25 protein-coding genes are annotated in these 26,976 nt (G+C 63.7%); 13 read left to right on the top strand and 12 right to left on the bottom strand.

Annotated features, from left to right (window positions below; translation table 11 throughout):
- Positions 1 to 38: 38 nt before the first annotated feature.
- On the top strand, positions 39 to 1,184 hold the full coding sequence (locus E8E91_RS12705) for a PilT/PilU family type 4a pilus ATPase (protein WP_151131313.1): 1,146 nt from the start codon (positions 39 to 41) through the stop codon (positions 1,182 to 1,184).
- 74 nt (positions 1,185 to 1,258) lie between these two features.
- Positions 1,259 to 1,654, top strand: coding sequence for a TM2 domain-containing protein (locus E8E91_RS12700; protein WP_280376053.1), 396 nt, complete (start codon positions 1,259 to 1,261; stop codon positions 1,652 to 1,654).
- 631 nt (positions 1,655 to 2,285) lie between these two features.
- Here the strand turns inward: E8E91_RS12700 and E8E91_RS12695 are convergent.
- From E8E91_RS12695 to E8E91_RS12675, 5 genes are all read right to left on the bottom strand, one after another.
- Positions 2,286 to 2,609, bottom strand: a complete 324-nt coding sequence (locus E8E91_RS12695) for a hypothetical protein (protein WP_280376052.1) — start codon at positions 2,607 to 2,609, stop codon at positions 2,286 to 2,288.
- 8 nt (positions 2,610 to 2,617) lie between these two features.
- A complete protein-coding gene (locus E8E91_RS12690) occupies positions 2,618 to 2,731 on the bottom strand; it encodes a ParB/Srx family N-terminal domain-containing protein (protein ID WP_280376051.1) in 114 nt (37 codons plus the stop codon).
- A gap of 392 nt (positions 2,732 to 3,123) precedes the next feature.
- The gene (locus E8E91_RS12685; RefSeq protein WP_280376050.1) at positions 3,124 to 4,050 is read right to left on the bottom strand and encodes an RHS repeat-associated core domain-containing protein; all 927 of its coding nucleotides are present in this window, start codon (positions 4,048 to 4,050) and stop codon (positions 3,124 to 3,126) included.
- Positions 4,051 to 4,074: 24 nt separating this feature from the next.
- Positions 4,075 to 4,422 carry a hypothetical protein gene (locus tag E8E91_RS12680; RefSeq protein ID WP_280376049.1) on the bottom strand — a complete coding sequence of 116 codons (348 nt, stop codon included), beginning with the start codon at positions 4,420 to 4,422 and terminating at the stop codon, positions 4,075 to 4,077.
- 100 nt (positions 4,423 to 4,522) lie between these two features.
- Positions 4,523 to 8,428, bottom strand: coding sequence for an RHS repeat protein (locus tag E8E91_RS12675; RefSeq protein ID WP_280376048.1), 3,906 nt, complete (start codon positions 8,426 to 8,428; stop codon positions 4,523 to 4,525).
- Positions 8,429 to 8,788: 360 nt separating this feature from the next.
- Here E8E91_RS12675 and E8E91_RS12670 point away from each other — a divergent pair, with 360 nt between their 5' ends.
- Together E8E91_RS12670 and E8E91_RS12665 are read left to right on the top strand one after the other, a co-directional pair.
- Positions 8,789 to 10,168: a pyridoxal-phosphate dependent enzyme gene (locus E8E91_RS12670; protein WP_280376047.1), complete on the top strand. Its 1,380-nt coding sequence runs from the start codon at positions 8,789 to 8,791 to the stop codon at positions 10,166 to 10,168.
- Positions 10,165 to 11,349 carry a PLP-dependent aspartate aminotransferase family protein gene (locus E8E91_RS12665; RefSeq protein ID WP_280376046.1) on the top strand — a complete coding sequence of 395 codons (1,185 nt, stop codon included), beginning with the start codon at positions 10,165 to 10,167 and terminating at the stop codon, positions 11,347 to 11,349. The genes E8E91_RS12670 and E8E91_RS12665 overlap by 4 nt, the downstream gene beginning before the upstream one ends.
- 145 nt (positions 11,350 to 11,494) lie before the next feature.
- Here E8E91_RS12665 and E8E91_RS12660 read toward each other — a convergent pair whose 3' ends face one another.
- Positions 11,495 to 13,876, bottom strand: coding sequence for a penicillin acylase family protein (locus tag E8E91_RS12660; protein WP_280376044.1), 2,382 nt, complete (start codon positions 13,874 to 13,876; stop codon positions 11,495 to 11,497).
- 111 nt (positions 13,877 to 13,987) lie between these two features.
- On the opposite strand from E8E91_RS12660, the gene E8E91_RS12655 reads away from it, so the two are divergent.
- Positions 13,988 to 15,028: an AraC family transcriptional regulator gene (locus tag E8E91_RS12655; protein ID WP_280376043.1), complete on the top strand. Its 1,041-nt coding sequence runs from the start codon at positions 13,988 to 13,990 to the stop codon at positions 15,026 to 15,028.
- Here the strand turns inward: E8E91_RS12655 and E8E91_RS12650 are convergent.
- Positions 15,025 to 15,600: a DUF6436 domain-containing protein gene (locus tag E8E91_RS12650; protein WP_280376042.1), complete on the bottom strand. Its 576-nt coding sequence runs from the start codon at positions 15,598 to 15,600 to the stop codon at positions 15,025 to 15,027. The genes E8E91_RS12655 and E8E91_RS12650 overlap by 4 nt on opposite strands.
- 121 nt (positions 15,601 to 15,721) lie before the next feature.
- Between E8E91_RS12650 and E8E91_RS12645 the strand changes: the two genes are divergently transcribed.
- Positions 15,722 to 16,663 (top strand): alpha/beta hydrolase, encoded by a 942-nt coding sequence (locus tag E8E91_RS12645; protein WP_280376041.1) that lies wholly within the window; start codon positions 15,722 to 15,724, stop codon positions 16,661 to 16,663.
- Between the two features lie 61 nt (positions 16,664 to 16,724).
- Here E8E91_RS12645 and E8E91_RS12640 read toward each other — a convergent pair whose 3' ends face one another.
- Entirely contained in the window at positions 16,725 to 17,480 is a 756-nt protein-coding gene (locus tag E8E91_RS12640) for a DUF2059 domain-containing protein (RefSeq protein WP_280376040.1), read from the bottom strand.
- Positions 17,481 to 17,686: 206 nt separating this feature from the next.
- Between E8E91_RS12640 and E8E91_RS12635 the strand changes: the two genes are divergently transcribed.
- On the top strand, positions 17,687 to 18,304 hold the full coding sequence (locus E8E91_RS12635) for a 2OG-Fe(II) oxygenase (protein WP_280376039.1): 618 nt from the start codon (positions 17,687 to 17,689) through the stop codon (positions 18,302 to 18,304).
- Between the two features lie 11 nt (positions 18,305 to 18,315).
- Here the strand turns inward: E8E91_RS12635 and E8E91_RS12630 are convergent, their stop codons facing one another.
- Positions 18,316 to 18,873: a DUF6160 family protein gene (locus tag E8E91_RS12630; RefSeq protein ID WP_280376037.1), complete on the bottom strand. Its 558-nt coding sequence runs from the start codon at positions 18,871 to 18,873 to the stop codon at positions 18,316 to 18,318.
- A 224-nt stretch (positions 18,874 to 19,097) separates the two neighbouring features.
- Between E8E91_RS12630 and E8E91_RS12625 the strand changes: the two genes are divergently transcribed.
- Positions 19,098 to 19,589 (top strand): DUF523 domain-containing protein, encoded by a 492-nt coding sequence (locus E8E91_RS12625; protein WP_280376036.1) that lies wholly within the window; start codon positions 19,098 to 19,100, stop codon positions 19,587 to 19,589.
- A 3-nt stretch (positions 19,590 to 19,592) separates the two neighbouring features.
- Here E8E91_RS12625 and E8E91_RS12620 read toward each other — a convergent pair whose 3' ends face one another.
- The gene (locus E8E91_RS12620; protein ID WP_280376035.1) at positions 19,593 to 20,129 is read right to left on the bottom strand and encodes a transporter substrate-binding domain-containing protein; all 537 of its coding nucleotides are present in this window, start codon (positions 20,127 to 20,129) and stop codon (positions 19,593 to 19,595) included.
- Positions 20,130 to 20,256: 127 nt separating this feature from the next.
- Here E8E91_RS12620 and E8E91_RS12615 point away from each other — a divergent pair, with 127 nt between their 5' ends.
- A complete protein-coding gene (locus tag E8E91_RS12615) occupies positions 20,257 to 20,688 on the top strand; it encodes a DUF4399 domain-containing protein (RefSeq protein WP_280376034.1) in 432 nt (143 codons plus the stop codon).
- Positions 20,689 to 20,874: 186 nt separating this feature from the next.
- On the opposite strand, the gene serA is transcribed toward E8E91_RS12615, so the two are convergent.
- Entirely contained in the window at positions 20,875 to 22,104 is a 1,230-nt protein-coding gene (serA, locus tag E8E91_RS12610; protein WP_280376032.1) for a phosphoglycerate dehydrogenase, read from the bottom strand.
- Positions 22,105 to 22,292: 188 nt separating this feature from the next.
- Between serA and E8E91_RS12605 the strand changes: the two genes are divergently transcribed.
- The 4 genes from E8E91_RS12605 to E8E91_RS12590 all read left to right on the top strand — a co-directional run bounded on the left by E8E91_RS12605 (position 22,293) and on the right by E8E91_RS12590 (position 25,872).
- Complete coding sequence (locus tag E8E91_RS12605; RefSeq protein WP_280376030.1) at positions 22,293 to 23,684, top strand: FAD-binding oxidoreductase; 1,392 nt, start codon at positions 22,293 to 22,295, stop codon at positions 23,682 to 23,684.
- Positions 23,685 to 23,740: 56 nt separating this feature from the next.
- Positions 23,741 to 24,406: a fumarylacetoacetate hydrolase family protein gene (locus E8E91_RS12600; protein ID WP_280376028.1), complete on the top strand. Its 666-nt coding sequence runs from the start codon at positions 23,741 to 23,743 to the stop codon at positions 24,404 to 24,406.
- A gap of 128 nt (positions 24,407 to 24,534) precedes the next feature.
- Positions 24,535 to 25,422, top strand: a complete 888-nt coding sequence (locus E8E91_RS12595; protein ID WP_280376133.1) for an SdiA-regulated domain-containing protein — start codon at positions 24,535 to 24,537, stop codon at positions 25,420 to 25,422.
- Positions 25,423 to 25,524: 102 nt separating this feature from the next.
- Positions 25,525 to 25,872 carry a NirD/YgiW/YdeI family stress tolerance protein gene (locus E8E91_RS12590; RefSeq protein WP_280376026.1) on the top strand — a complete coding sequence of 116 codons (348 nt, stop codon included), beginning with the start codon at positions 25,525 to 25,527 and terminating at the stop codon, positions 25,870 to 25,872.
- Positions 25,873 to 25,920: 48 nt separating this feature from the next.
- On the opposite strand, the gene E8E91_RS12585 is transcribed toward E8E91_RS12590, so the two are convergent.
- Positions 25,921 to 26,952: a histone deacetylase family protein gene (locus tag E8E91_RS12585; RefSeq protein ID WP_280376024.1), complete on the bottom strand. Its 1,032-nt coding sequence runs from the start codon at positions 26,950 to 26,952 to the stop codon at positions 25,921 to 25,923.
- Positions 26,953 to 26,976: the final 24 nt, after the last annotated feature.

The following is a 26,976-nucleotide window of genomic DNA, read 5'->3' as shown; positions in this document are numbered from 1 at the left end:
CCGCCTGACCGGCGCCGGCATCGAACAGCGAGAACGCCATGGAATTCGAGAAACTGATGCGCCTGATGGTGGAAAAAGGCGGTTCCGACCTCTTCATCACGGCGGGTGTGCCGCCGTCGATGAAGGTCAACGGCAAGATCATGCCGGTGACCAAGAACCCCATGTCGCCGGAAATGACGCGGGAAACCGTGCTGGGCGTGATGAACGAGCAGCAGCGCCGCGACTTCGCCGAGCACCACGAATGCAACTTCGCCATAAGCGCGCGGGGCATTGGCCGTTTCCGTGTCAGCGCCTTCTACCAGCGCAACCTGGTGGGCATGGTGCTGCGCCGCATCGAGACCACCATCCCCACCATCGATGAGCTGAAACTGCCGGAAATCCTCAAGAAGCTGGCGCTGACCAAGCGCGGCCTGGTGCTCTTCGTCGGCGCCACCGGTACCGGTAAGTCCACCTCCCTGGCAGCCATGATCGGCCACCGCAACAAGAACAGCAGCGGCCACATCATTTCCATCGAAGACCCGATCGAATTCATCCACCAGCACCAGAGCTGCATCGTCACCCAGCGTGAAGTGGGCATCGACACCGAGTCCTTCGAAGTGGCCCTGAAGAACACCCTGCGCCAGGCGCCGGACGTGATCCTGATCGGCGAGGTGCGGACCCGCGAGACCATGGACCACGCCATCGCCTTCGCCGAAACCGGCCACCTCTGCCTGGCCACCCTGCACGCCAACAACGCCAACCAGGCGCTGGACCGCATCATCAACTTCTTCCCCGCCGACCGGCAGCAGCAGGTGTGGATGGACCTGTCGCTGAACCTCAAGGCCATCGTTGCCCAGCAACTGGTGCCGACCCCGGACGGCAAGGGCCGCCGCGCGGTGATCGAAGTACTGATCAACACCCCGCTGGCTGCCGACCTGATCCGCAAGGGCGAAGTACACGAACTCAAGGCCCTGATGAAGCGCTCCTCCGAGCACGGCATGCAGACCTTCGACCAGGCGCTCTACAACCTCTATTCCCAGGGCGAGATCACCTACGAAGACGCGCTGCTCTACGCCGACTCGGCCAACGACCTGCGCCTGATGATCAAGCTCGGCTCGGAAACCGATGGCGAGCACCTGCAGCACATGAGCGACGGCCTGTCCCTGCAAGTGTCGGAAGAAGACCCGGGGCGCCGCTTCCGCTAAGCTTGCGCTCCGTGAACAAGCCCGCTTCGGCGGGCTTCTTCATGCCCGCGATTCACACACCTGCAGGAGGCAGCATGAACACCCGTCAGGACACCCACAGCAAGGTCATCGGCTACCTGCTCTGGATTTTCGGATTCCTCGGTTCCCACCGCTTCTACTATGGCAAGCCGGTGACCGGCACCATCTGGTTCTTCACCCTGGGCCTGTTCTTCATCGGCTGGATCATCGACCTGTTCCTGATCCCCGCCATGGACCGCGAGGCCGCCCTGCGCTTCAACGCCGGCCAGTACGACTACAACGTCGCCTGGATCCTGCTGACCTTCCTCGGCGTTTTCGGCGTGCACCGCATGTACCAGGGCAAGTGGATCAGCGGCATCCTCTACCTGCTTACCGGCGGCTTCTTCCTGATCGGCGTGCTCTACGACTTCTGGACCCTGAATACCCAGGTGTCGGTGCTGAACGCGCGCTGAGCCAGTTCTTATCTTTGTGGGGGCGAATTCATTCGCGAAGGGACGCGCAGCGTCCCCGGCAAGGCGTGCAGGCCGGACCTGGCGGTCCGCTTAGCGAATGAATTCGCCCCCACAGAATCACTTCCCCTTTTTCGGTCCCCTTTTTCGCACTCCTGCCGGGCGAAGAAGGCTTTCTTCTCTGCCTGGAAGGTGGCCGCATGTGCGCTGATGGTGAAAAGTGTAAGTAGCAGAGGATGGAGGCGTTTCACTCTATGATCAAAAGTCTTGTGTGCATTTATCCAGCCGTGGCCTCGAAAAATCAGCACAGCTTTGGGATGTCCTGTGTGTGTCCAAAGAGCTTATTTCGCTCCTTGGTTGATGGATGAATAAATCAGGAACTAAGTGTCGCGTTCGTCAGAAGTCATTAGAGGCGGGATTGGTAAGTGGGGCTGTCCGTGTTTTGTCTGACTCTATTTATTTTTGTCGTGTTTAGGGTTTATTTGGTGACTCATTGTGTGATTGGTTGGCGATTCTAGAAGAGGTCGTCTGTCTGGTTTGTGTTATTTTATTCTAAACTGCTAAGGGTGGTTATAATTTGCGAAGGTCAGTCATGGCTTTTTGTTTAGAGCTTTTGTTGTAAGTGATAGGATTTTCAGGGGATAAATACCTCCAGGTTGAAAAGTGTCGTTTCTGAGAGTTCTTTCTTTAGCTTTTCTGCGCTTTTTCTGAAAAGCTGTAGGTAAATTTGCTCTATTTCGCCTTCCTCGTCATGAATGACGGTTGCCTTTATTTCATTTCCCTCATAGGCAGTGCAGTTCTCATAAGATTCTTTGAAATTTAATCCGAGTGAGTTGCAGATGGTTTTGGCTATGGACTCGCTTATCCTGTTTTGGGATTCAATTATCCAGCTGTCTTCACTTAGTGTTTTGCGGGAGTCACGTGGTATTAGGAAAACTGCTTTATAGGTCGATTTCATCGTTATTCTTACTCCCAAATCCTGACAGGTATGCTTTCTAGTCCAGCTTTCTTTGCTGCTTCGGTTCTATGATGTCCATCTTGTATTTCGAGCCGTCCGTCTGGTCCTTTCCAGGCGTCCATAAAAAGGGGGCAGATTTATTTTCTGCAATCTAATCTCATCCCGAAATTCAGATTTAGAGTGGTAAAAATAAATCTTTCCCCTTTTTCGCATTGTCCCTATTTCGCATTTTCATGTCCTGTTTTATGTTGTTATAGATTCTGCTTCATTGCTTTGCGGATGTCGTCAAATGTATGTAAATAGCTGTTTGGAGAGTCTTTGCTGTCTATTCCATAAAGATATAGTATCCCTGACCATATTTTTTTTTCATCCTCTGGAGGGGAGAATAATAGATTTCCGGACTCTGACTCCTGTATGATCGAGTACGCCCATCGGTCGGCAGCTTCGCGAGTTAGTTCTCCAGTCAATATTTTTTCAAATATGGTGTGAACATCAGCTAACGTAATTTTCACGGCTACCAACTCCCGGAGTAGTTTCCATTGGTGTCGAAAGTGTAATGTGTTTTTGATCCGTTGTTCAGTTCGGGACGCACTTGGCGAACTTTTCCAGTGTGGTCTAGAGTTTCATGCCAGCCACGTGACCTGCCGGACACAGGGTCTAGCTCATGAACATAACGGCGACCAGCCATTTCCCCTGATTTATTGGCCTGCTGTAACTCGCCATAGTAGCGAACTCTCCCACTCTCCAATTCCTTGATTCCAGCCTGGCCATATCGCTCGGAGTAACGGAAGTGCTTTGAAAGGTCTGCTGCTTGCTTGGCACTTTCGGCTCCGCTCTTTACAACCCTTTCTCCCGACCTGGAGGCTTGAATCGCCAACCCAGCTGCCGCAGGCACCACCGGAAGAGCCATTGCGATGCCATCTAGCACCAGACCGCCCGCATCAACCGCAGCGGCGCCCCAGTTCCCGTCGCTGATGTTGGCGCCGAGGCTGTAGGCACCGATGGACACCGAGGCGACACCGATGACCAAGTCTTCCGCCCAGCGCCCATCCGGATCCACATAGCGATACGGGTTATTCAGCCCATAGGCATAGCGGTTGAAGCTACCCGGCACGGTTTCCTGCGGACCCACCGAATCCATGGAGAGGAAGCGCCCCAGTTGCGGGTCGTAGTAGCGGGCCTGCATATAGACCAGGCCGCTGGTGCTGTCCTGCACATGCCCGATGTAGCCCGGGCTGCCATAGGGGATTTCCCTAGGGTTTTCCTGGCGTTCGCCGAAGGGCCGGTAGTGGGCGCGCCAGAGCAGTTCATTGCGCTCGTCGGTGGCAGCGACCGGCGACCCCAGATGGTCGTTGTGATAGTACGTGGTGAAGACCAGTGTTGCTGCCTGGGCGGAACCCAGCAGTAGAAGTGCCAGGAAAAAGGCGATGATCCTGTGCATGAGAGGCTCCTTTTCTCTTGTCCCTTATTTGGGCGAAACCAGCCTCAAATAGACCGGTACAGGCGCCTTGGCGTAGGTCGGGAGGTTGGCGCAGGTGGTGCCGGTAGGGACGTTGTAATAGAGCCCGAGCGTCGCGCCGTCCTTGAACGCCATGCTGGTGAGCGAGGACCAGTGGGAGCAGGTCACCGAGTCGATGGATGGGGTGCCTTTGAGATTGCACAGCACTGTCCAGTCGCTTCTCCAGGTGCTCAGCACCATCAGGTTTCCATTGCCATAGACGATCGCCTGGGCAATCTTCCCCGCGCAGTAGAGCGCGTCGGACTGCGCGGCTGCGGATAAAGCCATGAGGACTATGAAAGATAAGGCTCGCATGCTGGTCTCCCTGTCTGACTCAGGTGGTATTGCCAAGTGATGAGGCGGTACGGATGGCGCTTCGTCACCGAGGCCCCTATGAAACTTTTCGATCTGACCATCAGTGCCCTGTCGACATCTGGTGCATCACCGGCACCACGGCCGGCCAGGCCGGTTTGGAGAGCGATATTCCCTGCCTGTAACTGTTCAGGTTGGATATGCCGTCGCCGTTCGCGTCGAAGTGGGCATCGGCCGCATTCAGGGGGTTGAGCTTGTGCTGGAACTCCCAGCCATCGGGCATGCCGTCGTTGTCGCTGTCGGCATTGCGTAGCTTGGTGCCAAGTCGGTACTCATCCGCATTGCTCAGGCCATCGCCGTCGCTGTCCGCGCGGCCGTCCCTGGGGTCTGCAGGGTCCAGGCCGAGCCGTCGTTCGTAGCAGTCGGGCATGCCGTCGAGATCGCTGTCCCGGTCGGAGCATTGCTCGCGGTGGGCCAGCAGTTGGCCGGCTACGTGGATGTATTCCTTGACCCCGCCATTGGCATCTTCTTCGCGAAGCAGCTGGCCATTTCTGCCGTAGACGCTAATGCGCAGGCCTCCCCCGGCGTCGGTGGTGGTCACCCGTCGGCCGGCTGCGTCATAGCGGTAGCGTTCGTCTGGTGCGGTGGCGCAATCGGCGCGTGGTGTCAGGCATAGCCAGGTCATCCGGCTTGCGTGGTCGTAGCCATACTGGCCGGCGGCACTGAGGATGTTGCCGCGGGCGTCGTAGCTGAGCCGGGCGCTCAGTGCCCCGCCCAGGCTGGCCAGGCGCCCCTGGCTGTCGTAGCCGTAGTCGATGACCCGGCTGCCGAGGGTTTGTCGGGTGAGGTCACCACGAAGGTTGTAGGCAAAGCTCGCGGCACCCCAGATGCCCCGTGCGCTGGTCAGGCGGTTCAAGGCGTCGTAGCCCAGTGTCTGGGTATAGGCGCTGTTCTGCAGGTCGGCGATCTGCGTGGGGTTACTGGCCGCGTCATAGGCGTAGCGCAGGTGCAGCGGCCGGTCGGGCCCGCCCACCTGGCGTTCCGTCACCCGCAGGCGCCGGGCGTCCACTGCAACGCTCAACCTGCGGCCGTTGCCATAGGTCAGCGTGCTCAGTTGTCCGTCGGGGTGATACGCGATGGCACTGGCGTAAGTGCCGGCCCGGGTGGCTCGCCCGTAAGCATCGGGGGCGTAGTCCACCACCAGGCCACTGGGGTAGGTGATCGACTGCAGACTATCCTGGGCGTTGTAGCTATAGCGAAAGGTCAGAATACGGGCCGCCGGGCTGGTCAGAACGAGGCTTTCGCTTACCAGCAGGTCGTGGAGGTCATAGGTGTAGTTCCAGGTGTTGCCCTGGTAAGAGGTCTGCGACAGCAGCCTTCCGGCCAGGTCGTAGTTAAAGGTGAAGGTCTGGCTGTTGGGATGGGTGATGCGCACCAGGCGGTTCATGGCGTCATAGCCGAAGGTGTCGACCGCCGCCGCGCCCACCTTGCGGCTCGTGCGATTGCCCACGGCGTCGTAGCCGTACAGCGTGGTCTGGGATTCCGGGTTGACTTCAGTGTTGAGTAACCCGCGGGCGTCGTAGGTGTAGCGGCGAATCAGCCCGCCTTGTTCGATGGACAGGAGCCGGCCCAGGTTGTCCCGGCCAAAGGTCGTGGTGATGCCGCCCGGCTGGACCGTCTTTATCAGGATTTGCTCGGAAGGCTCACCGAAGGCCGCATAAGCCAGGGTCGTGACGTTGCCGCGTTCGTCGCGCTGGGTCTGGGTGTTCGCCGCCGCGTAGTGGGTACTGATCGTGCTGCCGTCGGCGTGACGCAGCAGGATTCGCCGCCCGAGACCGTCGTATTCGAAGGTGAGCAGGCTAGTGCTGGCCTGGTTGTAGCCGGGCAGGGACTGTGTGGCCGGCTGGCCATCCGCCCCGTAGGTGGCGGCGCTCACGATCGGCGCGCTGCCGCCGGACTCGCGCTGGTTGATCAGTTGCCCAAGCGCGTTGTACTGACGGACCCGGGTGTAGTTGGCACGTTTGAGGGTTTCCGTGATTCCGTTGGCGCCAAAGGCGTAGCTGACTGCGAGATTGCTGGCGCCTCCCTTGGGCAGCATCACGGCGGTGACGCGGTTCATGCTGTCGTAGGAGTAGCGCGTGACTCGGCCCAGGGGATCGGTGATGGAGCCGAGGGTGCCTGTTGGGTTGACCGTGCGGCGGATCACCCCTCCGTCGGGTTGGGTCGTGGTGCCGGCAATGCCCCGGAAATAGCCAGCGTGGCGAGTGGTGCGGCCGTTGGCATCGACTTGGGTCGCCAGGTCGCCCGTGGAGGTATAGCTGAAGGTCGTGGCAACGCCGAAATGCACCTGCTGTGTCAGGCGCCCCGAGTTGCTGTAGCTGCTGGTGATCGCACCAGGTATGCCGGAGATGGTTTGACTGGCCACTTTGCCCAGCATCCAGTGTCCACCGGGCCTGACATAGGTGTAGGTCGTGGTGCGTGCCAACTGGCCTTGCTCGGCCACCGTCAGGGGTTGCCCGTAGGCGTCGTAGGTGTATCGCGTGCTGTAGCTGGTGCCGTCCTGAACGACCAACTTGCTTGCCAGCAGGGCGGCGCGGGTGCGGTCCTCCACCAGCAGGTTGTAACGGCGCACCTCGTGCTGGAGTGAGATGTCCTGACTGGTCCACGTATAGGTTTCGGTGCGCAATGCCGGCCCGCAACCTGAGCCAGCACGCGCTGCTGTGTACTTGCGGACCAGCGCACCGACCTTCCACAGTCCACGGTTCACGCCCGTTGCGCCGTTGGCTACGGTGTCGGCGCCCACATGCTCGTAGCCGATGCATTGCAACGGTCCTTTGACCAGGGTCTGGTCGTTGTTCGGGGCGCGGCCCTTGGCGTATTGGTACTCCCAGACTTGTTCGGTGGGCGCGCCCTGGATGCCGGACAGCGTGCGCCGGCTGATGACGTTGAGTCGTTCGGCCGGGTTGGGCCCCATTTGCCGGTATTCGTAGGCATAGCTGGTACGCAGGCCCGTGGGGCTGGTCATGCTTGCCATGGCGAAGCGGCCGGGTACGGTCCCGGTCAGACTGCTGGCGTTGTTGTAGCTATAGGACCAGCGCGTGCCGTCCGGATAGTGCACGCTCTCCAGGTAGTGCGGCTTGGCACCTATGCCCCAATTGGCATCGATGTAGGCATATCGGAGGGTCACGCCATTGGCGACGATGCTGTCCAATACAGGCCGCTGTCCTGTTTCGTCCCGGTAGGTCAGGTGCACGGAGCGTCCGTCCGAAGCCTGTATCGACTTGAGCAGATGATGCCGGCCATAGAGATTGTGCGTGCCGATGTTGTAGGTGAAGTTGAGGAAGTTGCCGTCCGGGTCCTCGATGCGGGTCACGAAGTAGGTACGCAACTGCTGGTCTGGCGATACCGTGCCTTTCTTGTCGAAGATGTATTTCAACCCGGCCGGGGAGATGACGATGAGTCCGCCGTCGCCCTGGTTCATCGATCGTGGCAGGCAGCGTCCGATCCAGCGCTCCTTGGTAATGAACGCGTGGTCCTGGCCATTGCCGTTGGCCAGGACCTGGCGCGAGCCGTCCGGTAGTTCAAGGATGGGGTTGAGGTTGGAAGCCACCTGGTTGCCGATCTGGCAACCGCGGTTGTTGTCCGCCTGGTTCAGGTACTGGTATTTGCCGGAGACCCAGAGCCGGCCGAAGTGCAGGTCCCAGCCGGTACCGAAAGGGGTGCGCTCGCGGTAGCCGTTGCTGTAGGGGCCATGGCTGTTGGTGACGCTCTGGTAGTTGCGCAGGACTTCGATATCCAGCCCGCCGTTGCCCGGTATCAGCAGGTCCCGGGTGAGGATCTTCAATGCACCGGTGAAAGGGTCGATGCTGTCGACCTGCTGCCCTTGAGCAAAGTCGCGATTGGCTGCGTAGCCGGGCTCCTGGTAGGAGCCTACGGCGGCTCCATTGATGTCCTCGTCGGCCGCCAGTGCCTGGAAAGCCAGGACGCCCGCTGCGAGCAGAGAACCCAATCGGCAACACCTGTCCCAGGTCATGAGGCCCACCTTTATCGTCCCGGGTTTCGTCAGGATTGACGGCCCTAGGTGCATGAGCCTGGGAGTCTATTGGGGGGGAAGAGCCGACCGAATCAGAGGATTCTCAAAACTCCGTAGGTCCCGCTTGTCCCCATGTGGGGACAGTTTCCGAGGCGCCGTGGAATGCCCCGCGCAGCATCACGCTGATGGATGCCCAGGCTTGGGCGGACGATAGCAAAGGGCAGTCAATCCCTTCCCCCTTCGTCGGAACCCGTGGCGGCACTCCGCCTCGCGGCCTATGTTCCAGCGTGGGGCGCCTGCTTCGCCCCCTGCCTGGTCGCGCAAGGAGGTGACGCCATGAACAGTGTCAAAGATGTTCGTCCCGCAGTCCTCGACCTGATCGGCAACACCCCGTTGGTGCGGGTCACCCGCTTCGATACCGGCCCCTGCACCCTGTTCTTGAAACTCGAATCCCAGAACCCCGGTGGCTCGATCAAGGACCGCATCGGCGTTGCCATGATCAACAGCGCCGAACGTGATGGCCGGCTCAAGCCTGGCGGCACCATAGTCGAGGCGACCGCCGGTAACACTGGCCTGGGCCTGGCACTGGTGGGCCGCGCCAAGGGCTACCGGGTGGTGCTGGTGGTGCCGGACAAGATGTCCACCGAGAAGGTGCTGCACCTGAAAGCCATGGGTGCCGAGGTGCACATCACCCGCTCCGATGTCGGCAAGGGGCACCCCGATTACTACCAGGACCTGGCCGGCCGCCTGGCGGCGCAGATTCCCGGCGCCTTCTTCGCCGACCAGTTCAACAACCCGGCCAACCCCCTGGCCCACGAGAGCACCACCGGCCCGGAGATCTGGCAGCAGACCGGGCAGAACGTGGACGCCATCGTCGTCGGCGTCGGCTCCGCCGGCACCCTCACCGGCCTGACCCGCTACTTCCGTCGGGTGCAACCCGATCTGGAAATGGTCCTGGCCGACCCGGTGGGTTCGGTGATGGCCGAGTACGTGCGCAGTGGCACCCTGGGCACCGTCGGCTCCTGGGCGGTGGAGGGCATCGGTGAAGACTTCGTGCCCTCCATCGCCGACCTCTCCAGTGTGCGCCACGCCTATTCCATCAGCGACGAAGAGAGCTTCGCCCATGCCCGCGAGCTGTTGCGCGCCGAGGGCATTCCCGGCGGCTCCTCCACGGGCACCCTGCTGGCGGCGGCGCTGCGTTACTGCCGCGAGCAGAAGACGGCGAAGCGCGTGGTCAGCTTCGTCTGCGATACCGGAACCCGCTACCTGTCGAAGGTCTACAACGACCAGTGGATGACCGACCAGGGCCTGCTGGCGCGCAAGCGCTACGGCGACCTGCGCGACATCATCGCGCGGCGCTACGAGGACGGTCGGGTGATCAGTGTGGGGCCGGACGACACCCTGCTCACCGCCTTCCAGCGCATGCGCCTGGCGGATGTTTCGCAACTGCCGGTGCTGCGGGACGGGCAATTGGTGGGCGTGGTGGATGAATCGGACATCCTGCTAGGCGTGCACGCCGACGCCACACACTTCCGCCAGCCGGTGGCGGGCGTCATGACCACGCGCCTGGAAACCCTGGCACCCGATGCCAGCCTGGCCGAACTGCAGGAAGAACTTGACCGTGGCCTGGTCGCCATCATCGCGGACACTTCCGGATTTCACGGCCTCATTACCCGCTCCGACCTGCTCAATCACCTGCGGAGGACCCTTGCATGAGCCAGCAGGACGACACTGATCCACGTGCCTTCGCCACCCGCGTCATCCACGCCGGCCAAGCCCCCGACCCTTCCACCGGGGCCATCATGCCGCCGATCTACGCCAACTCCACCTATGCCCAGGCAAGCCCCGGCGTGCACAAGGGGCTGGATTACGGCCGTTCCCACAACCCTACGCGCTGGGCCCTGGAACGCTGCGTCGCGGACCTGGAAGGCGGCGCTCAGGCCTTCGCTTTCGCGTCCGGGCTGGCGGCCATTTCCACGGTGCTGGAGCTGCTCGACAGCGGGTCTCACATCGTTGCGAGCAATGACCTCTACGGCGGCACCTTCCGCCTGTTCGAACGGGTGCGGCGGGTCAGCGCCGGGCACAGGTTCAGCTTCGTCGACTTCAGCGATATCGGCGCGATCCGGGCGGCGATCCAGGACGACACCCGCATGCTCTGGGTGGAGACCCCGAGCAACCCGCTGCTGCGCCTGGCCGACCTGGAAGCCATCGTGGAGCTGTGCCAGGGGCGGGGCATCATCCTGGTGGCGGATAACACCTTCGCCAGTCCCTGGGTGCAGCGGCCGCTGGAGCTGGGCTTCGACCTGGTGGTGCACTCCACCACCAAGTACCTCAATGGCCACTCCGATGTGATCGGCGGCATCGCCATCGTTTCCGCCGACAACCGCTGTGAACCCCTGCGCGAGCGCCTGGGCTTCCTGCAGAACGCCGTGGGCGCCATCGCCGGGCCCTTCGACGCCTTTCTCACCCTGCGCGGGGTGAAGACCCTGGCGCTGCGCATGGAACGCCACTGCCACAACGCCCTGGAGCTGGCCTTCTGGCTGGAGCAGCAGCCCCAGGTGGCGCGGGTCTACTACCCCGGCCTGCAGTCCCACCCGCAGCACGCGTTGGCGCGGCGGCAGATGCACGGTTACGGGGGCATGATCTCCCTCGATCTGCGGGCCGACCTGGCGGGTACCCGTCGATTCCTCGAAGCGGTGCGTATCTTCACCCTGGCCGAGAGCCTGGGTGGCGTGGAGAGCCTGATCGAGCATCCGGCGATCATGACCCACGCCAGCATCCCGGCGGAGATCCGCGCGGAGCTGGGCATCGGCGATTCGCTGGTGCGGTTGTCGGTGGGGGTGGAGGACGTGGACGATCTGCGCGCGGATCTGGCGCAGGCGTTGGGGAGGGTTTGAGGTGCACCGGGAGTGACGCCGAATTATCTGGGACCTTTCCCCCTCACCCCAGCCCTCTCCCTCAGGGAGAGGGGGCATTCTGTGCAGGGGGTCAGCTCCTGAGTCACCCCTCTCCCTTCAGGGAGAGGGGCCGGGGGAGAGGGCCTTAGTTCCCAGGCACCAATTTCAGCGTCTCCTGGCTATTCGCCTTCACCTCATCCTCGGCAAAGTGCATCGGCACGTATTCGCCGCGTATGTAGGCCTCGGCCTGGTCCTTGTAATGGCGGTCGAAGGGCACGCCGCTCTGGCCTACCGGGTTGATGCCCAGGGCATGCTCGGCGTCGGCCATGTCCACCAGGCGGCGTGTCGAGGGGCCGTGGAACACTTCCCAGGGCGCCGGGCCGACGCGGTGGGACAGGTTGTTGGGCACTTCGTGGCCACCCGGCGCGGCGAAGGGACCGACGTTGAACAGCAGGTTCAGCGGCTTCTGCTGGCCCAGCGGGTGGCTGTGGGTCAGGGTGTGGCCGTTGCCCCACTGCCACTTCGAGCTGTCGTCGCCGAAGGTCTTCTTCAGGTGCGCCAGACTGGCCTGCCAGGCCGCCTTGACCACCTCTGCGCGGCCTTCCTTCTGCGGCGTCTGGCGTATATCCCACCAGGGCGATGCCGGGTCATTGGTCAGGCGCGGCAGGGCGGCGTCGAGGATGCGCGTTTGCAGCAGGCTGTCGAAGAAGGCATCGCCCAACTCGTCGCGCATCATCACGTTGGCCAGTTCGTAGGTGAGCTGGTTGAACAGCGTGGCCGCGGTGGAGTCCAGCGGATGGTCGCCCGTCCAGCCGGCCAGTTGCTCCACTACCGCGCGCTCGGCGTCGTTGGCCGCTGCCGAGCGCAGGTCGTCGAGGATGGGCGCGAGCAGGCGCGGGCCATAGCCGGTGGTGGTGTCCAGCTGCAACGCCTGGCTGTTCTGTACATCCCACTTCACGCCGGGTTCGGCCAGCAACTGGTTCAGGCGCACGCCGCGGTCCGGCAGGTTGTAGTAACCCGGAATGGCGACGCCCGTTGGCGACAGTGGCTGGTAGTTGGCCGAAACGATGAAGCCGCGCTCAGGGTTCTCCTCGTGGGGATTGGCGCTGAAGGGCAGGTAGCCGGGCTTGTCGGCTTCGCCGGTGCTGCCATCGAGGATGAAGTACGGATTCACGCCGTCCGGGCGTTGCGGCAGTTTCGCCGACGCCCACCAGCCGATGTCACCGCTGGCGCTGGCCCAGATGACGTTGAGGCCAGGGGAATGGATCTTCTCGGCGGCGGCGCGGGCCTTGTCCAGGCTGTCGGCGCGGTTGAGCTGGTAGAAGGCGTCGAGGATCGGGTTCTCGGTTTCCAGGAAGGCCCACCACATGGCGATCGGCGTCTTGCCGGCCGCCGCGCCGAGTGCGTCGTTGATAATCGGGCCGTGGGGCGAGCGGCGCAGGGTCAGTTTCACTGGCTCGCCGTCCTTGACCTGGATGGTTTCCTCGCGGCTTTCCAGGTTCACCCACTGGCCCTGGTACCAGATCTGGTTCGGGTTGTCCGGATTGCTCTTCTCGGCGATCAGGTCGAGATCGTCGTTCTGGAACATGGTCAGGCTCCAGGCGAACTGACGGTTGTGCCCGAGGGACGCGACCGGGTTCAGGGCCTGGTGGTGGCCGTAGAGTTCGAAGCCCGGATAGCTCAGCTGCGCCTCGTACCACACCGCCGGTACGGCGAAGCGGATATGCGGATCGCCAGCCAGGAGGGGTTTGCCGCTGGCGGTGCGGCTGCCGGATACGGCCCAGGCGTTGCTGCCCTCGAACTGCGGCAGGCCGGCTTCGACCAGGGCTTGCTGGCTGAGATGCGCGAGGCTGTTGAGGTCCTGCCAATCGCCCTTGGCCAGCGGCTGGCCGATCACACCTTCGGGGTGCCAGTCGAGGTCAAAGGCCTTCAGGTAATCGGCGCCCAGCTCGTCGCGCACGTAGGTGATGGCCGGCTCGGTGCGGAATGCGGCGGCGAAGCTGTAGGCCATGTAGCCGGCGACGGAGAGGGTGTCGGCGACTGTGAAGGGGCGTTTCTCGATGCCCAGCAGGTCGAATTCCACCGGCGCCGGGCGGCTGTCCTGGTACTGGTTGATGCCGTCGAGGTACGCCTGCAGGGCTTTGGTCGCCGGGCTGTTCGGGTCCATCTTGCGGGCGTATTCGTCGGCGTGGGCGCGAATCCCCAGGGTGCGGAACAGGCGGTCGGTGTCCACCAGGCGGGCACCGAGGACTTCGGCCAGTTCGCCACGGGCGAGGCGGCGCAGCATTTCCATCTGGAACAGGCGGTCCTGGGCATGGACGAAGCCCAGCGCGCGATACAGGTCGGCTTCGTTGCTGGCCTGGATGTGCGGCACGCCGCGCTCGTCGTAGTGGACGGTCACCGGGGCCTGGAGATGGGCCAGGGAAAGCTCGCCGTCGCGCAGCGGTTTCTTGCTCTCGCTGTACCAGGCGGCGCCGCCGGCGGCCGCTGCGATGACGACGGCCAGGACAGTCAGGGTGCGTTTCATGCACGAAATTCCTTGTTGTTATGGTCGCGGCATTCTCCCCAAGCGGAACCTGGCGGGCATTGACCAAAGGCGTGCGAGCTGAAAGTCTTCGGTCAATTTCGAGGAGCCGCCATGTCCACCGTTGACCCCGATGCCTCCAGCTTCGCCCCGCTGACTCATTCGGCCACCCTGCGTCGCCTGCTCTATGAAGCGCTGGCCGAGCTGGGTCTCAATCCGGGGCGGGTCTACCTGGGCGTGAACCAGCACCGTCGCCCGGGGCCGCCGCCGGTGGACGGCCGCCTGCGGCACGACGATGCGCCGCAGTTCTGGCTGGCCGCCGACTCCCTGGTTGGCGACCCCGATATCGGACTGCATCTGGGCGAGGTCATGAAGCCGCGCTTGCTCGATGTGGTGGGCTACCTGCTGCTGGCCAGCCGTGATCTGGACGAGGCATTGGCAAGCTTCCTGCGCTTCCAGCACATCCTCTCCGGCGGTTTCGTTGCCCAGCTACGGACCGAGGGCGCGCAGGCCCGGCTGGTGATCGATCTCAACTACCTGGGGTTCTCGTCCTTGCGCCAGCAGATGGAGTGCCTGGCGCTGCTGTTCGTCAAACTGCTGGGCTTCATCACCGATGGCGAATTCCGCCTGGAGGGCGTGCAGTTCCGTCATTCCCGGCCGGCGCGGGTCAGTGAGCATCAGCGGCTGTTCGGCCTGCTGCCGGAGTTCGGCTGCGAGCACGACGCGCTGCTGTTCCCGGCGTCCCTGCTGAAACGCCCGTCGCGTACCGCCAATCCCGAACTGCACCAGTTGCTCTGGCGCCACGCCGAGGTGCAACTGGAAGTGCTGGCGGGCAATGACCTGCTCAACCGCCTGCGCTACCTGCTGGGGGTTCGCCTCGGTCGGGCGGACTGCTCGCTGGAAGCCTGCGCGGCGGAACTGGGCCTTGGCGCGGGCGGCTTGCAGCGGGCCCTGGCGGAGCAGGGCAGCAACCTGCGCAGGGTGCGTGAGTCGGTGCAGCAGCAGCGTGCGGTGGAGTTGCTGCGGGAGGGCATGGCGATGCGCGAGGTGGCGCGAGCCTGCGGATTCTCCGAACTGTCGCCGTTCTACCGGGCCTTTCGCCGGTGGTACGGCATGCCACCGGAGGCCTATCGGGCGCGCCTGAACGCGGTTTAGGACGGCTCCCGCCAGGCGCAGAAGCAGCCTGCCGCCAGGGTGCTGCTGGCGCGCACCGGGCGGTTGTCGATCAGGGCTTCGAGGATGGGTTCGATGAAGCTGTTGGCCGAATTGCACACCGCGCCTTCGCTATAAGGGCCGAAGTAGGCCAGACGGCCTTCGCGGTCCCAGATGCCCACCGCGGGCACCGCCGGCAACTGTTCGGCGCCAGGCACCTCGGCCAGTGGTTGCAGGGCTTCCAGACCCGGTGGCAGCTGTCCCTTGCTGCCCGGCTTCTGCAAGGCATGGAAGGTCACGCCCTGGGGCGCGAAGCGCTGGATCAGTTCGGCCAGGTGCTGCTGGTTGCCGGCGTTGCACGGGCAGGCCGGGTCCCAGAAGTGCACCAGGCGAATGGGGCCGGGACCGGCCAGCTCGGCGGGCAGGCGCAGTTGCTCGCCGGAGAACACCGTCGCCTGGCTATTGAAAGGGCGCACATAGCGCGACTCGTACCAGCGCAGGGCCAGCAGGATGGCGCCGACGCAGGCGAGGAGGGCGAGGCTGGTGATCAGGGTCTTGGGCTTGAATGCACGCATGGATATGGGCCTGTGCGGGGGCGCGTAGCTTGCCACGTTGCGCCGGGCAGCAGAATATCGGCAGCCGGCCAGGACCCCAGGCGGTCCTGTGGATAGCGTTGCTTCATTCAGGGAAAGCCCGATGTCAGACCCGTTCCAGCCCGATCTCCTGCGTCCGCTGTTGCGACCCTTGGCCGCAGGTGCCGCCGACCTGCGCCAGAGCCAGAGCTATCGCGCGTTCTACCGGCTGGATTTCGCCGCTCGCCTTCCGGGCGTGCAGGCGCGCCTGGGCTGCGTCGGGGCTGCCGGGTATTCGCTGGTCACCCAGCTCTGGCTGCCCCCCGAACCGCGCGCAAGCCTGGTGATGCTGCACGGCTACTACGACCACATGGGCCTCTATGGCCATCTGGTGGAGTGGGCGCTGGGCATGGGATTCGCGGTGATCGCCTGCGACCTGCCCGGCCATGGGCTGTCCAGCGGCGCGCGGGCCAGCATCGGCGACTTCGCCGAGTACCAGGCCACCCTCCAGGCCCTGCTGGGCGAGGCCGCGGCCCTGAACCTGCCGCAACCCTGGCACCTGGCCGGGCAGAGCACCGGCGGCGCCATCCTGCTGGACTATCTGCTGACCGGCACGCCGCGTCCGGAGGTGGGCGAGACCCTGCTATTCGCTCCGTTGGTGCGTCCGCGCGCCTGGGGCTGGTCGAAGTTCAGCTACCAGTTGATGCGGCACTTCGTCGAAAGCATTCCACGGCGCTTCAGCGTCAACTCCAGCGACGCCGAGTTCATCGAGTTCGTCCACCACAAGGACCCGCTGCAGCCGCAGACCCTGCCCACCGCCTGGGTCGGCGCGCTGGCGCGCTGGGTGCCGCGCATCGAGCGGGCGCAGCGCAGTTCGCGTCGGCCGCTGGTGATCCAGGGCGACGGCGACATGACGGTGGACTGGCGGCACAACCTCAGGGTGCTGGCGGAGAAGTTCGACCAGCCGGAGGTGCTGATGCTCGAAGGGGCCGGTCACCATCTGGTGAACGAGGCGCCGGCCTATCGGGAGCGGTATTTTGGCTTCTTGCGCGAGCGCCTGGGCTGACGCCACAGCCACGTAGCATGGGTATCGCAGGCTCTACGCGGCGCTCACTCTGCGAGGTGGTTCAGAACCCCTGCTGGGCCGAGGCGTCCTGGCCTACGGCGAGGCCTGCGCGCACGGCGGCCAGGGCGGCCTGGTAATAGGCCTTGCCGTCCGCGGATTCGGCGAAGGTGACGAACTCTTCCAGCTCCGGATCGGACAGGTCGCGGTAGACGTAGAGCAGGGTGTTATCCAGATCGTTGCCGATCTGCTCCATCAGCCGCTGACGCTGGCCGTCGATCATGCCTTGTGCCTGGCCGCCGCCGAGCAGGCCGGGCAGCATCTGGCTCAGGCTGTCGGCAGCGACACCGGCCAGGGCGAGGCTGACTTCCGCGCCGGCTTCACGGGCCGGCAAGGCCTGGGTCAGGTGACTGATCAGCAGACGTCGGGTGGCTTCAGCCTCGATGCGCGGCAGTCCGCTGGCGTGCTTGGCCAGTTGGTCGCGGCGGGTGGCCAGGGTTTCAGCGGCGATGATCTTCTTGCCCAGCGGCGACTGGAAGAAGGCCAGTGCCGGACGCGGGTCCTGAAGCTGGTGGCGCAGCGCAACCTGGGCGCGCTGGTCGATGGCCTGGGGCTGGAAGCGGCGATTGCTGTTGTCCACCAGGGCCTGGTAGACCGCCGGCGGCAAGGTTTTCTGGTAGCGCTGCTGGGCCGCCGTGAGGGCGTCGTTGAAGTGCGCGCGCTGTTCCGGCCAGCCGGCTGCCTGGTAGAGATTGGTGTGGTCGTCGGCCAGGGCGGGCAAACCGAAGAGGAGGAGGGTGACGGCGAAGAGCAGGCGCATGGAGTCTCCTTGATGACGCAGTCCGCAGTTCGTATCGGACCCACGCTAACGGCATCGGTTCGGCGGGGAAGGCGGTGGCGGCGGGCGGGCAGTGCGGGATTGAGCGTGCGGCTATTCTCAGCGGACTCGGGCTTTATTGTCGAGGTGTCGGAAACTGCCGTAAGTCATGTAGGCGATTTCCTGGCCGCTGGTAGAATGCCGCCATCATGACTCCATCTCCCGAATCCCCGCTGACTGCCCTGATCGTCGACGACCTGGCCAACCAGGGCTGGTCCCATCAGCGCCTGGCACTCCCCGCCGAACTGACCACCAACCTCGCCGTAGAGTGTCGCGTGCGCTCCGCTGACGGGAGCCTTGCGCCGGCATCCGTGGGGCGTGGTGAGGGACAGCAGGTTCGCGAGGGTGTGCGGGGTGACCGTATCCACTGGCTGGAGCCTGGCCAGTCGGCCGCCAGCGACGCCTACCTGGCGCTGATGGACGAACTGCGCCAGCGCCTCAACCACGAGCTTTACCTCGGGCTGGAAGACTTCGAGTGCCACTTCGCCCTCTATCCGCCCGGTGCCTTCTACCAGAAACACCTGGACCGCTTCCGTGACGATGACCGTCGCACGGTGTCGGTTGTGGCGTATCTGAACGCCGACTGGCAGGCGGAGCAGGGCGGCGCACTGCGCCTGTACCTGGCCGAGGGCGAGCGGGACGTTCTCCCCGAAGGCGGCAGCCTGGTGGTGTTCCTGTCCGCCGAGCTGCCCCACGAGGTCTTGCCGGCGAACCGCGAACGCATGTCCATCGCCGGCTGGTTCCGCCGGCGAGGTAGCCCGCTTTAGCCCTGCCGGGTTCAGTGCCCCCAGACGCGGAAATTTCCCCGCAGGTCGGTGATGTCGCGAATCTCCAGGCTGCCCAGGCGGCTCTCGCCGATGTGCATGTCGGCGGCGACGCGCACGCGAATGCGCTGGGCGGGGATGCCGCTGCCCTGGAGCTGATCGTTGATGGTGGTGAGGTCCGGCAGCTCCAGGCGGACCTGCTGGGTGCCGGCGGCGTTCTTCACCACATCGACTTTCAGGGTCGGTTGGTCGACGCCGAAAATGGGCAGGGTAAGACCGAGCTGTGCCGCCCCCAGGGGGAAGCTGCCGCCGGCGCCGTTCGGACAGTCGCCGGGCTTGAGGCAGCCGTTGTCGATACGGACGTTGCGCAGCGACAGGCTGCCACCGTCGTCGTTCCAACTGATGCGGTCGATGCGCGCCATCACGTCCAGGCGCAGGTTGATCCCGGCCTGGCCGCTGATTTCGCTGAGGGCCTGGTTGTCCAGGGATTCGAGTGCGGCCTGGCCGGTGCCGCTGAGCAGGGCGGTGCCACAGGCCAGGGCAAGGCGAAGGTTCTTTGTTGTTCTGGGCATGGCACGCTCCTGTGCGGTTGGCGCGCAGAGTCTGGAGTGCCGAACGGGTGGCAGCCAGTGGCGACGGGCGCTTCCCGCCTAAGGATGGGGAAGTTCGTCGCCTGCCCCTGTGACCGGCTTGGCAGTTGCCCGGCCAAGGCAATACCTTCGATCAGGGCCCGGTTCGCGCCGGTGTCGCCGGTGTTACCCGGGGTGACCATCAAGGCGCCCCTCTGGAGAAGACGATGCAGAAGATTCTGGTCAGTCGCTGCCTGCTCGGGCAGCGCGTGCGCTACGACGGCGGCGCCCATGGGCCTTTCGGCCTGCTGGAGCGTTGGCAGGCGGGGGGGCGCATCGTGCCGCTCTGTCCGGAAGTGGCGGGTGGCCTGCCAACCCCGCGCGCTCCGGCGGAGATTGCCGGCGGACGCGGTGCTGCGGTGCTGGACGGTGAATTACCGGTGCTGACCGACGATGGCCTGGATGTGACCGCCGAATTCGTTGCCGGGGCGCGCATTGCCCTGGAGCTGGTTGCGGCCCACGGCATCCGCATCGCGCTGCTCAAGTCGCGCAGTCCATCCTGCGGCAACCGCGAAAACTACGACGGCACGTTCAGCGGCGTTCGCGTCGCGGGTGAGGGCGTGACCGCCGCGGCCCTGCGCCGCGCCGGTGTCGAGGTGTTCAGCGAGGAGGAGTTGGCCGAGGCGGCCGCGCGCCTGGCCGAACTGGACGAGGCCTGAGTCTCAGCGCGAGCTGGTTGCAGCGGGCTGACTGAGATCCTTGCCCAGCCACTGCTCCGAGAGTTCGCCCAGCTTGCCTTCACCGCGCAGCTTGACCAGCGCACGGTTGAGGGTGTCGCGAAATGCCGGGTTGCCCTTCTGGAAGGGAATCGCCATGGGTTGTTCCGCGCCACTGTCGCCTTCGGCCTCGGCCAGGGGAAAGACGTAGGGCTCGCTGAATTCCAGGGTGGCCTGGCCCTGTTCCGATGCTGCGAGCTGATCCAGGGCGATGTCGTAGCGACCGCTTTGCAGGCCTTCGAGCATCTTGCCGTCGTCGTCCACCACGAATTCCGCGTCCACGTTCAATTCCGCCGCCAGGGCCCGGCCCAGCTCCACGCCGAAGCCGGTCAGCTTGCCGTCTTCGCGGTAGCTGTAGGGGGGATTGTTGTCTTCGAGGGCGATGCGCAGGCTGCCGCGTTCCCAGACGTCATCGAGCAGTTCGGCCTGGGCCAGGGGGCTCAGCAGGGCGAACAGGGCGGGCAGGCAGTACAGCAGACGCATGGGGGACTTCCTCGTTTCGTTATGTTTTTTCGGCTGGCGTGGGTGCAACGCCTTGCTCGGACAGCAAGTGAACCTATTCGGTTGCATGGAGTCTGGTGTCTCGCTCACAAAAACATGGAGATGTGTAATGAGGACTTTGTCTTTTCTGAGCCTGGGCGCCCTGCTCCTCGGCGCCGCCACCGCCACACTGGCGGCTGTCCCACGTACCCCGGCACCTGAAGGTGCGCAGGTGTACTTCATCGAGCCGGCTGATGGCGCCACCGTCGGCCAGACCTTCACCGTCAAGTTCGGCCTCAAGGGCATGGGCGTCGCGCCGGCTGGCGTGGATGTGCCCGCAACCGGTCACCACCACCTGTTGATCGATCTCGCCGAACAGCCGGAGATGGACAAGCCGCTGCCCATGACCGACAGCATCCGCCACTTCGGCAAGGGCCAGACCGAAACCCAGGTCACCCTGCCGCCCGGCACGCACACCCTGCAGCTCCTGGTGGGGGACAAGAACCACGTACCGCTTGAGCCGCCGGTGATCTCGCAATCCATCACCGTGACGGTGAAGTAAAGACGCTGGAAACGAAAAAGGGAGGCCGAGGCCTCCCTTTTTCATGTCCTGCGAATATCTGCCAGTGGCTCGCGAGCTAGAGCGAGACAAGGCGGAAAGAGCCGAGGAGAGCGGAGTTTACGACTGTAAATGAGCATCTCCGAGGCTCTTTCCAACGCAGTATCGCCGACGCGCAGCAGCCCCGTCTTAGAACAGGACGCGGCTGCGGATCGTTCCGTTCACGTGCTGCAGCTTCTCGAGGGCGAGGTCCGAGTACTCGGCATCGACGTCGATCACCACGTAGCCGACCTTGTCGTCGGTCTGCAGGTACTGGCCGGAGATGTTGATGCCGTTGTCGGCGAACACCTTGTTGATCTCGCTCATCACGCCCGGCACGTTCTGGTGGATGTGCAGCAGACGGTGCTTGCCCGGGTGGGACGGCAGGGCCACTTCCGGGAAGTTCACGGAGGACACCGAAGTACCGTTGTCGCTGTACTTGACCAGCTTCTCGGCCACTTCCAGACCGATGTTGGCCTGGGCTTCGGCGGTGGAACCACCGATGTGCGGGGTCAGGATCACGCGGTCCAGGCCACGCAGCGGGCTCTCGAACTCCTCGTCGTTGGACTTGGGCTCGACCGGGAACACGTCGATGGCGGCGCCGATCAGGTGCTCGTCCTTGATGGCGGCAGCCAGGTGATCCAGCTCGACCACGGTGCCGCGTGCGGCGTTGATCAGGATGCCGCCCTTCTTGATGGCGCGGATTTCCTTCTCGCCGATCATCCACTGGGTGGACGGCAGCTCGGGCACGTGCAGGGAGACGATGTCGGACATGCCCAGCAGCTCGTGCAGGTTGCCCACCTGGGTGGCGTTGCCCAGCGGCAGCTTGGTCACGGTGTCATAGAAGAACACCTGCATGCCCAGGGCTTCGGCCAGTACCGACAGCTGGGTGCCGATGGAGCCGTAGCCGACGATACCCAGCTTCTTGCCACGGATTTCGAAGGAGTTGGCTGCGGACTTGATCCAGCCGCCGCGGTGGCAGGAAGCGTTCTTCTCCGGAATGCCGCGTAGCAGCAGGATGGCCTCGGCCAGCACCAGCTCGGCTACCGAACGGGTGTTGGAGTAAGGCGCGTTGAACACGGCGATGCCGCGTTCGCGGGCGGCACTCAGGTTGACCTGGTTGGTGCCGATGCAGAAGCAGCCGACGGCGATGAGCTTCTTGGCGCAGTCGAACACCTCTTCGGTGAGCTGGGTGCGCGAGCGAATGCCGATGAAGTGGACGTCGGCGATCTTTTCCTTCAGTTCGTCACCCGAGAGGGCGCCCTTGAGGTACTCGATGTTGGTGTAACCGGCGGCCTTCAGGGTGTCCACGGCGTTCTGGTGGACGCCTTCGAGGAGAAGGAACTTGATCTTGCTCTTTTCGAGAGAGGTCTTGCTCATCTGCGTACCTATGTATCCCGGTAAAAATGTCAGAAGCGGGCCGTGGGGGAGCGCGGGCTGCTACCCGGAATATCGGCTGGAGCGCACGATTCACGGGGTGCGTATGCTAGCATGATCTCCTTTTTCCTTGCTCGGTTGCGACCTGAAACGTTCTCAGGGCGACCATGAATGATTTGAGAGTTTCGCTGATGACCAACGCTGCCCTGATCGAAGAGCTGAAGACCCTGGTTGAGCCCGGCAAGGTGCTGACCGATGCCCCGTCCCTGGACGCCTACGGCAAGGACTGGACCAAGCATTTCGCCCCCGCGCCCAGCGCCATCGTCTTCCCCAAGACCATCGAGCAGGTGCAGGCCATCGTGCGTTGGGCCAACCAGCACAAGGTCGCGTTGGTGCCGTCCGGCGGTCGTACCGGTCTGTCCGCTGCGGCCGTGGCGGCTAACGGCGAGGTCGTGGTCGCTTTCGACTACATGAACCAGATCCTCGAATTCAACGAGTTCGACCGCACCGTGGTCTGCCAGCCGGGCGTGATCACCGAGCAGCTGCAGAACTTTGCCGAGGAAAAGGGCCTGTACTATCCGGTGGACTTCGCTTCCGCAGGATCCAGCCAGCTTGGCGGCAATATCGGCACCAATGCCGGCGGGATCAAGGTAATTCGCTACGGTATGACCCGTAACTGGGTAGCCGGCCTGAAGGTAGTCACCGGCGCTGGCGACCTGCTGGAACTGAACAAGGACCTGATCAAGAACGCCACCGGCTACGACATGCGCCAGCTGTTCATCGGCGCCGAAGGCACCCTGGGCTTTGTGGTGGAAGCCACCATGCGCCTGGACCGCGCGCCGAAGAACCTCACCGCCATGGTGCTGGGTTCGCCGGACCTGGATTCCATCATGCCGGTGCTCCACGCCTTCCAGAGCAAGCTGGACCTCACCGCCTTCGAATTCTTCTCCGACAAGGCCATGGCCAAGGTCCTGGCCCGTGGCGACGTGCCGGCTCCCTTCGAGACCGACTGCCCGTTCTACGCGCTGCTGGAGTTCGAGGCCGCCAGCGAAGAAATCGCCAACGACGCCCTGGCTACCTTCGAGCATTGCGTGGAGCAGGGCTGGGTGCTGGATGGCGTGATGAGCCAGAGCGAGCAACAGCTGCAGAACCTGTGGAAGCTGCGTGAGTACATCTCCGAGACCATCTCCCACTGGACCCCGTACAAGAACGACATCTCGGTCACCGTTTCCAAGGTGCCGGCCTTCCTGCACGACATCGACGCCATCGTCGAAGCCAACTACCCGGACTTCGAAGTGGTCTGGTTCGGCCATATCGGCGACGGCAACCTGCACCTGAACATCCTCAAGCCGGATAACCTGTCCAAGGACGAGTTCTTCGCCAAGTGCGCCACCGTGAACAAGTGGGTATTCGAGACCGTGCAGAAGTACAACGGCTCGATCTCCGCCGAGCACGGTGTGGGCATGACCAAGCGCGATTACCTCGGCTACAGCCGTTCGGAGCCTGAGATTGCGGTGATGAAGGCGATCAAGGCGGTGTTTGATCCCAACGGGATCATGAACCCCGGGAAGATCTTCAACTGAAAGCTACTGCGCTCGCTCGTGACGCTTTCAGCGTCACGTTCAACAGGAGTCGGTAAATGAGCTACCAGCACCAGTATGTCGATGGCACTCCGATCCACTTTTCCCTGGGCAAGGTGGTCTGCGTCGGCCGCAATTACGCCGAGCACGCCAAGGAACTGAACAACCCCGTACCGACCGAACCGCTGCTGTTCATCAAGCCGGGTTCCTGCGCGGTGCTGCTGGCCGGCGGCTTCAGCATTCCCCAGGACCGTGGCGCAGTGCATTACGAAGCGGAAATCGCCGTGCTGATCGGCAAGCCGCTGTCCCGCCATCCCGATGCGGAAGAAGTGCGTGACGCCATCTCCGGCTTCGCACCGGCCCTGGACCTGACCCTGCGCGACGTGCAGGCCAAGCTCAAGGAGAAGGGCCTGCCCTGGGAAATCGCCAAGAGCTTCGACGGCGCCTGTGTGCTGGCGCCCTTCGTGCCGGGCGATGCCCCGGAGGGCCTGGACGATATCGGCATCCGCCTGACCATCAACGGCGAGGTCCGCCAGGACGGCAACAGCCGCGACATGCTCAACCCGATCCTGCCGCTGATCCAGCACATGGCCGGCCATTTCAGCCTGCAACCAGGCGACGTCATCCTCACCGGCACTCCGGTGGGCGTCGGCCCGTTGAATCAGGGCGATGCGCTGGTGCTGGAGCTGGTGGGACACAGCCGCTTCGAAAGTCGCGTCCTTTAACCGGGCCGACCGGCGGCAGACCATTTCACGGAACTTTCACTGGCATATGGCTATCTCTTGCCGACCCCATCGTTGAGTAGTCCCCGATGACGTTCCGTTTCCCGCCGTTCATTCGCCGCCGCCGGCTGATGTTGGGATTGGTCGCCGCCCTCGCTGGTGCCACCGCCCTCACGCGCTACATGCACTGGGACGACCGCGCCCTGGTCTGGCTGGCCGAGCAGCAGCTGACCGACGAGCAGCGGGCCGACAGCATCTGGCTGCCGGGCTACAAGGCCGTGCTACAGGGCAAGCCCCTGGCAGGCCTGGAAAACGACGAAACCTCCGATCTGGCCTACAACCCCGTCACCGGAACCCTGTTCACCGTGACCGGCAAATCGCCGACTCTGGTGGAGTTGAGCCGTGACGGCGAGGTGCTGCGCAAGATCCCGCTGAAGGGCTTCTCCAACCCCGAAGGCGTGGCCGTGCTGGAAAGTGGCCATGTGGCGGTGACCGATGAGCGCCGCCGTACCCTGTCGATCTTCGAACTGGACCCGGAAACCCGCGAACTGAGCGCCGACGTGACGAACGAGTTCGATCTGGGCTTCCCGGACTCGGGCAACAAGGGCTTCGAAGGTATCGCCTGGGACCCGCTCAACGGGCAGTTGATCCTCGGCAAGGAGCGTGGCCCTGTCGCCCTGTTCAGCCTCGGAAGCGATGGCAACGAGACCCTTGGCGAAGCGCTGCGCCCGTTGCCCAGCTACGGCCTGGGCATGCGCAACCTGTCGGCGTTGAGCATCGACCCGCGCACCGGCCATCTGCTGGTGCTCTCGGCCCAATCCAACCTGTTGCTGGAGCTGAACGAACAGGGTGACCCCGTCAGCTTCATCAGTCTGCTCGGCGGCATGAACGGACTGGACAGCCGTATTCCCCGAGCCGAAGGCGTGGCCATGGACGAGAACGGCGACATCTATGTCGTCAGCGAGCCGAATCTGTTCTATGTGTTCCGCAAGACGCTTGTCGCCGGCGTCGGGGGCTGAATGCTCCGCCCCATTAAGTTTCGCTTAAGGCGCTTTTAAGCCTCGTTTCAGCCAGCCGCCCTAGCCTGATCCCGTCATCTACAAACACACGGGATCACCTCCATGAAAGCCAAATACCTCGCCCTGCTGGCCGTTCCGCTGTTCTCCACCGCCGTCATGGCCAGCAGCTACACCGGTCCGGGTGCCACTGCCCAGATCAACACTGTCGCCGCCGCCCTGGAGGCTGCCGACGACGCTCCGGTGGTGCTGAAGGGACAGATCGTCCGCCGCATCAAGGGCGATATCTACGAGTTCAAGGACGCTACCGGCACCATGAAGGTGGAAATCGACGACGAAGACTGGCCGCCGATGTCCATCGGCGAGAAAGACACCGTTAAGCTGACCGGCGAAGTGGATCGCGACCTGACGGGCCGCGAGGTGGATGTGGAGTTCGTTGAGCGGGTGAACTGATAAAAACTCCCCTCTCCCGCTTGCGGGAGAGGGAGCCAGTTTGGACCCTCACGCCACGCTATCGAACCCCTGCAGCACATTGATCGCGTTGATGCCGATCTCCTCCACCGCATAACCCCCCTCCATCACGAAGAGCGTCTGCAGGCCGAGCTTGCCGATGATCTCGCCCATGCGCAGGTAGTCCGGGCTGTCCAGCTTGAACTGCGAAATCGGGTCTTCCTTGAAGGTATCCACCCCTAGCGACACCACCAGGGCGTCCGGCGCGTATTCGGCGATCTGCCGGCAGGCGTCGGCGAGGGCGAGGCTCCAGACGGACCAGTCGATGCCCGAAGCCAGCGGGTAGTTGAAGTTGAAGCCTTCTCCCGTACCCACGCCTTTCTCGTCGGCGAAGCCCAGGTAGTAGGGGTACTCGAAGCGCGGGTCGCCGTGAATCGAGGTGAAAAGCACGTCGGCGCGGTCGTAGAAGATGTCCTGGGTACCGTTGCCGTGGTGGTAGTCCACGTCCAGCACCGCGACCCGCTTCGCTCCGGCATCCAGCATGGCCTGCACGGCGATGGCCGCGTTGTTCAGGTAGCAGTAGCCGCCCATGTAGTCGGCGGCAGCGTGGTGGCCCGGCGGGCGGCAGAGGGAAAAGATGCCGCGGGCGCCCTTGCGCAGTTCGGCCTGGCCGCTGAGGGCGACGTTGGCCGAGCTGGTGATGGCCTGCCAGGTGCCGGCGGTGATGGGCGCGCCGGCGTCGAAGGAGTAGTAGCCCAGGCGCCCGTCGATGTCGGTGGGCTCCACCTGGCGCAGGCGCCGGGTTGGCCAGGCGATGGGCAGCATGTCGTGGCTGCGGCCCTTGGCTTGCCAGTCGCTCCAGGCGGTCTTCAGGAAGTTTACGAAGCCCTCGCTGTGCACCCGCAGGATGGGCGACAGGCCGAAGTCGGTCGGTGTCTGGATGGCGCCCAGGTTCACCGCCTTGGCGCGGTCCAGCACCATGTCGGCCCGGCTCGGTTTCTCGAAGCAGGGGGTGAACTGGCCACCGATCAGCTCGTGCTTGCCGTGGTGCAGGTGGTGGTCGTCGGAATAGATCGTCAGCATCAGCGTCTCCTTTCGGCTAGCAGG

The sequence above is a fragment of the Pseudomonas sp. BN515 genome (assembly GCF_029873155.1).
In the GTDB taxonomy this organism is placed as follows: Bacteria; Pseudomonadota; Gammaproteobacteria; order Pseudomonadales; family Pseudomonadaceae; genus Metapseudomonas.
Note: the sequence above shows the minus strand (reverse complement) of the source record. Positions and strands in the feature narration are given on the sequence as shown.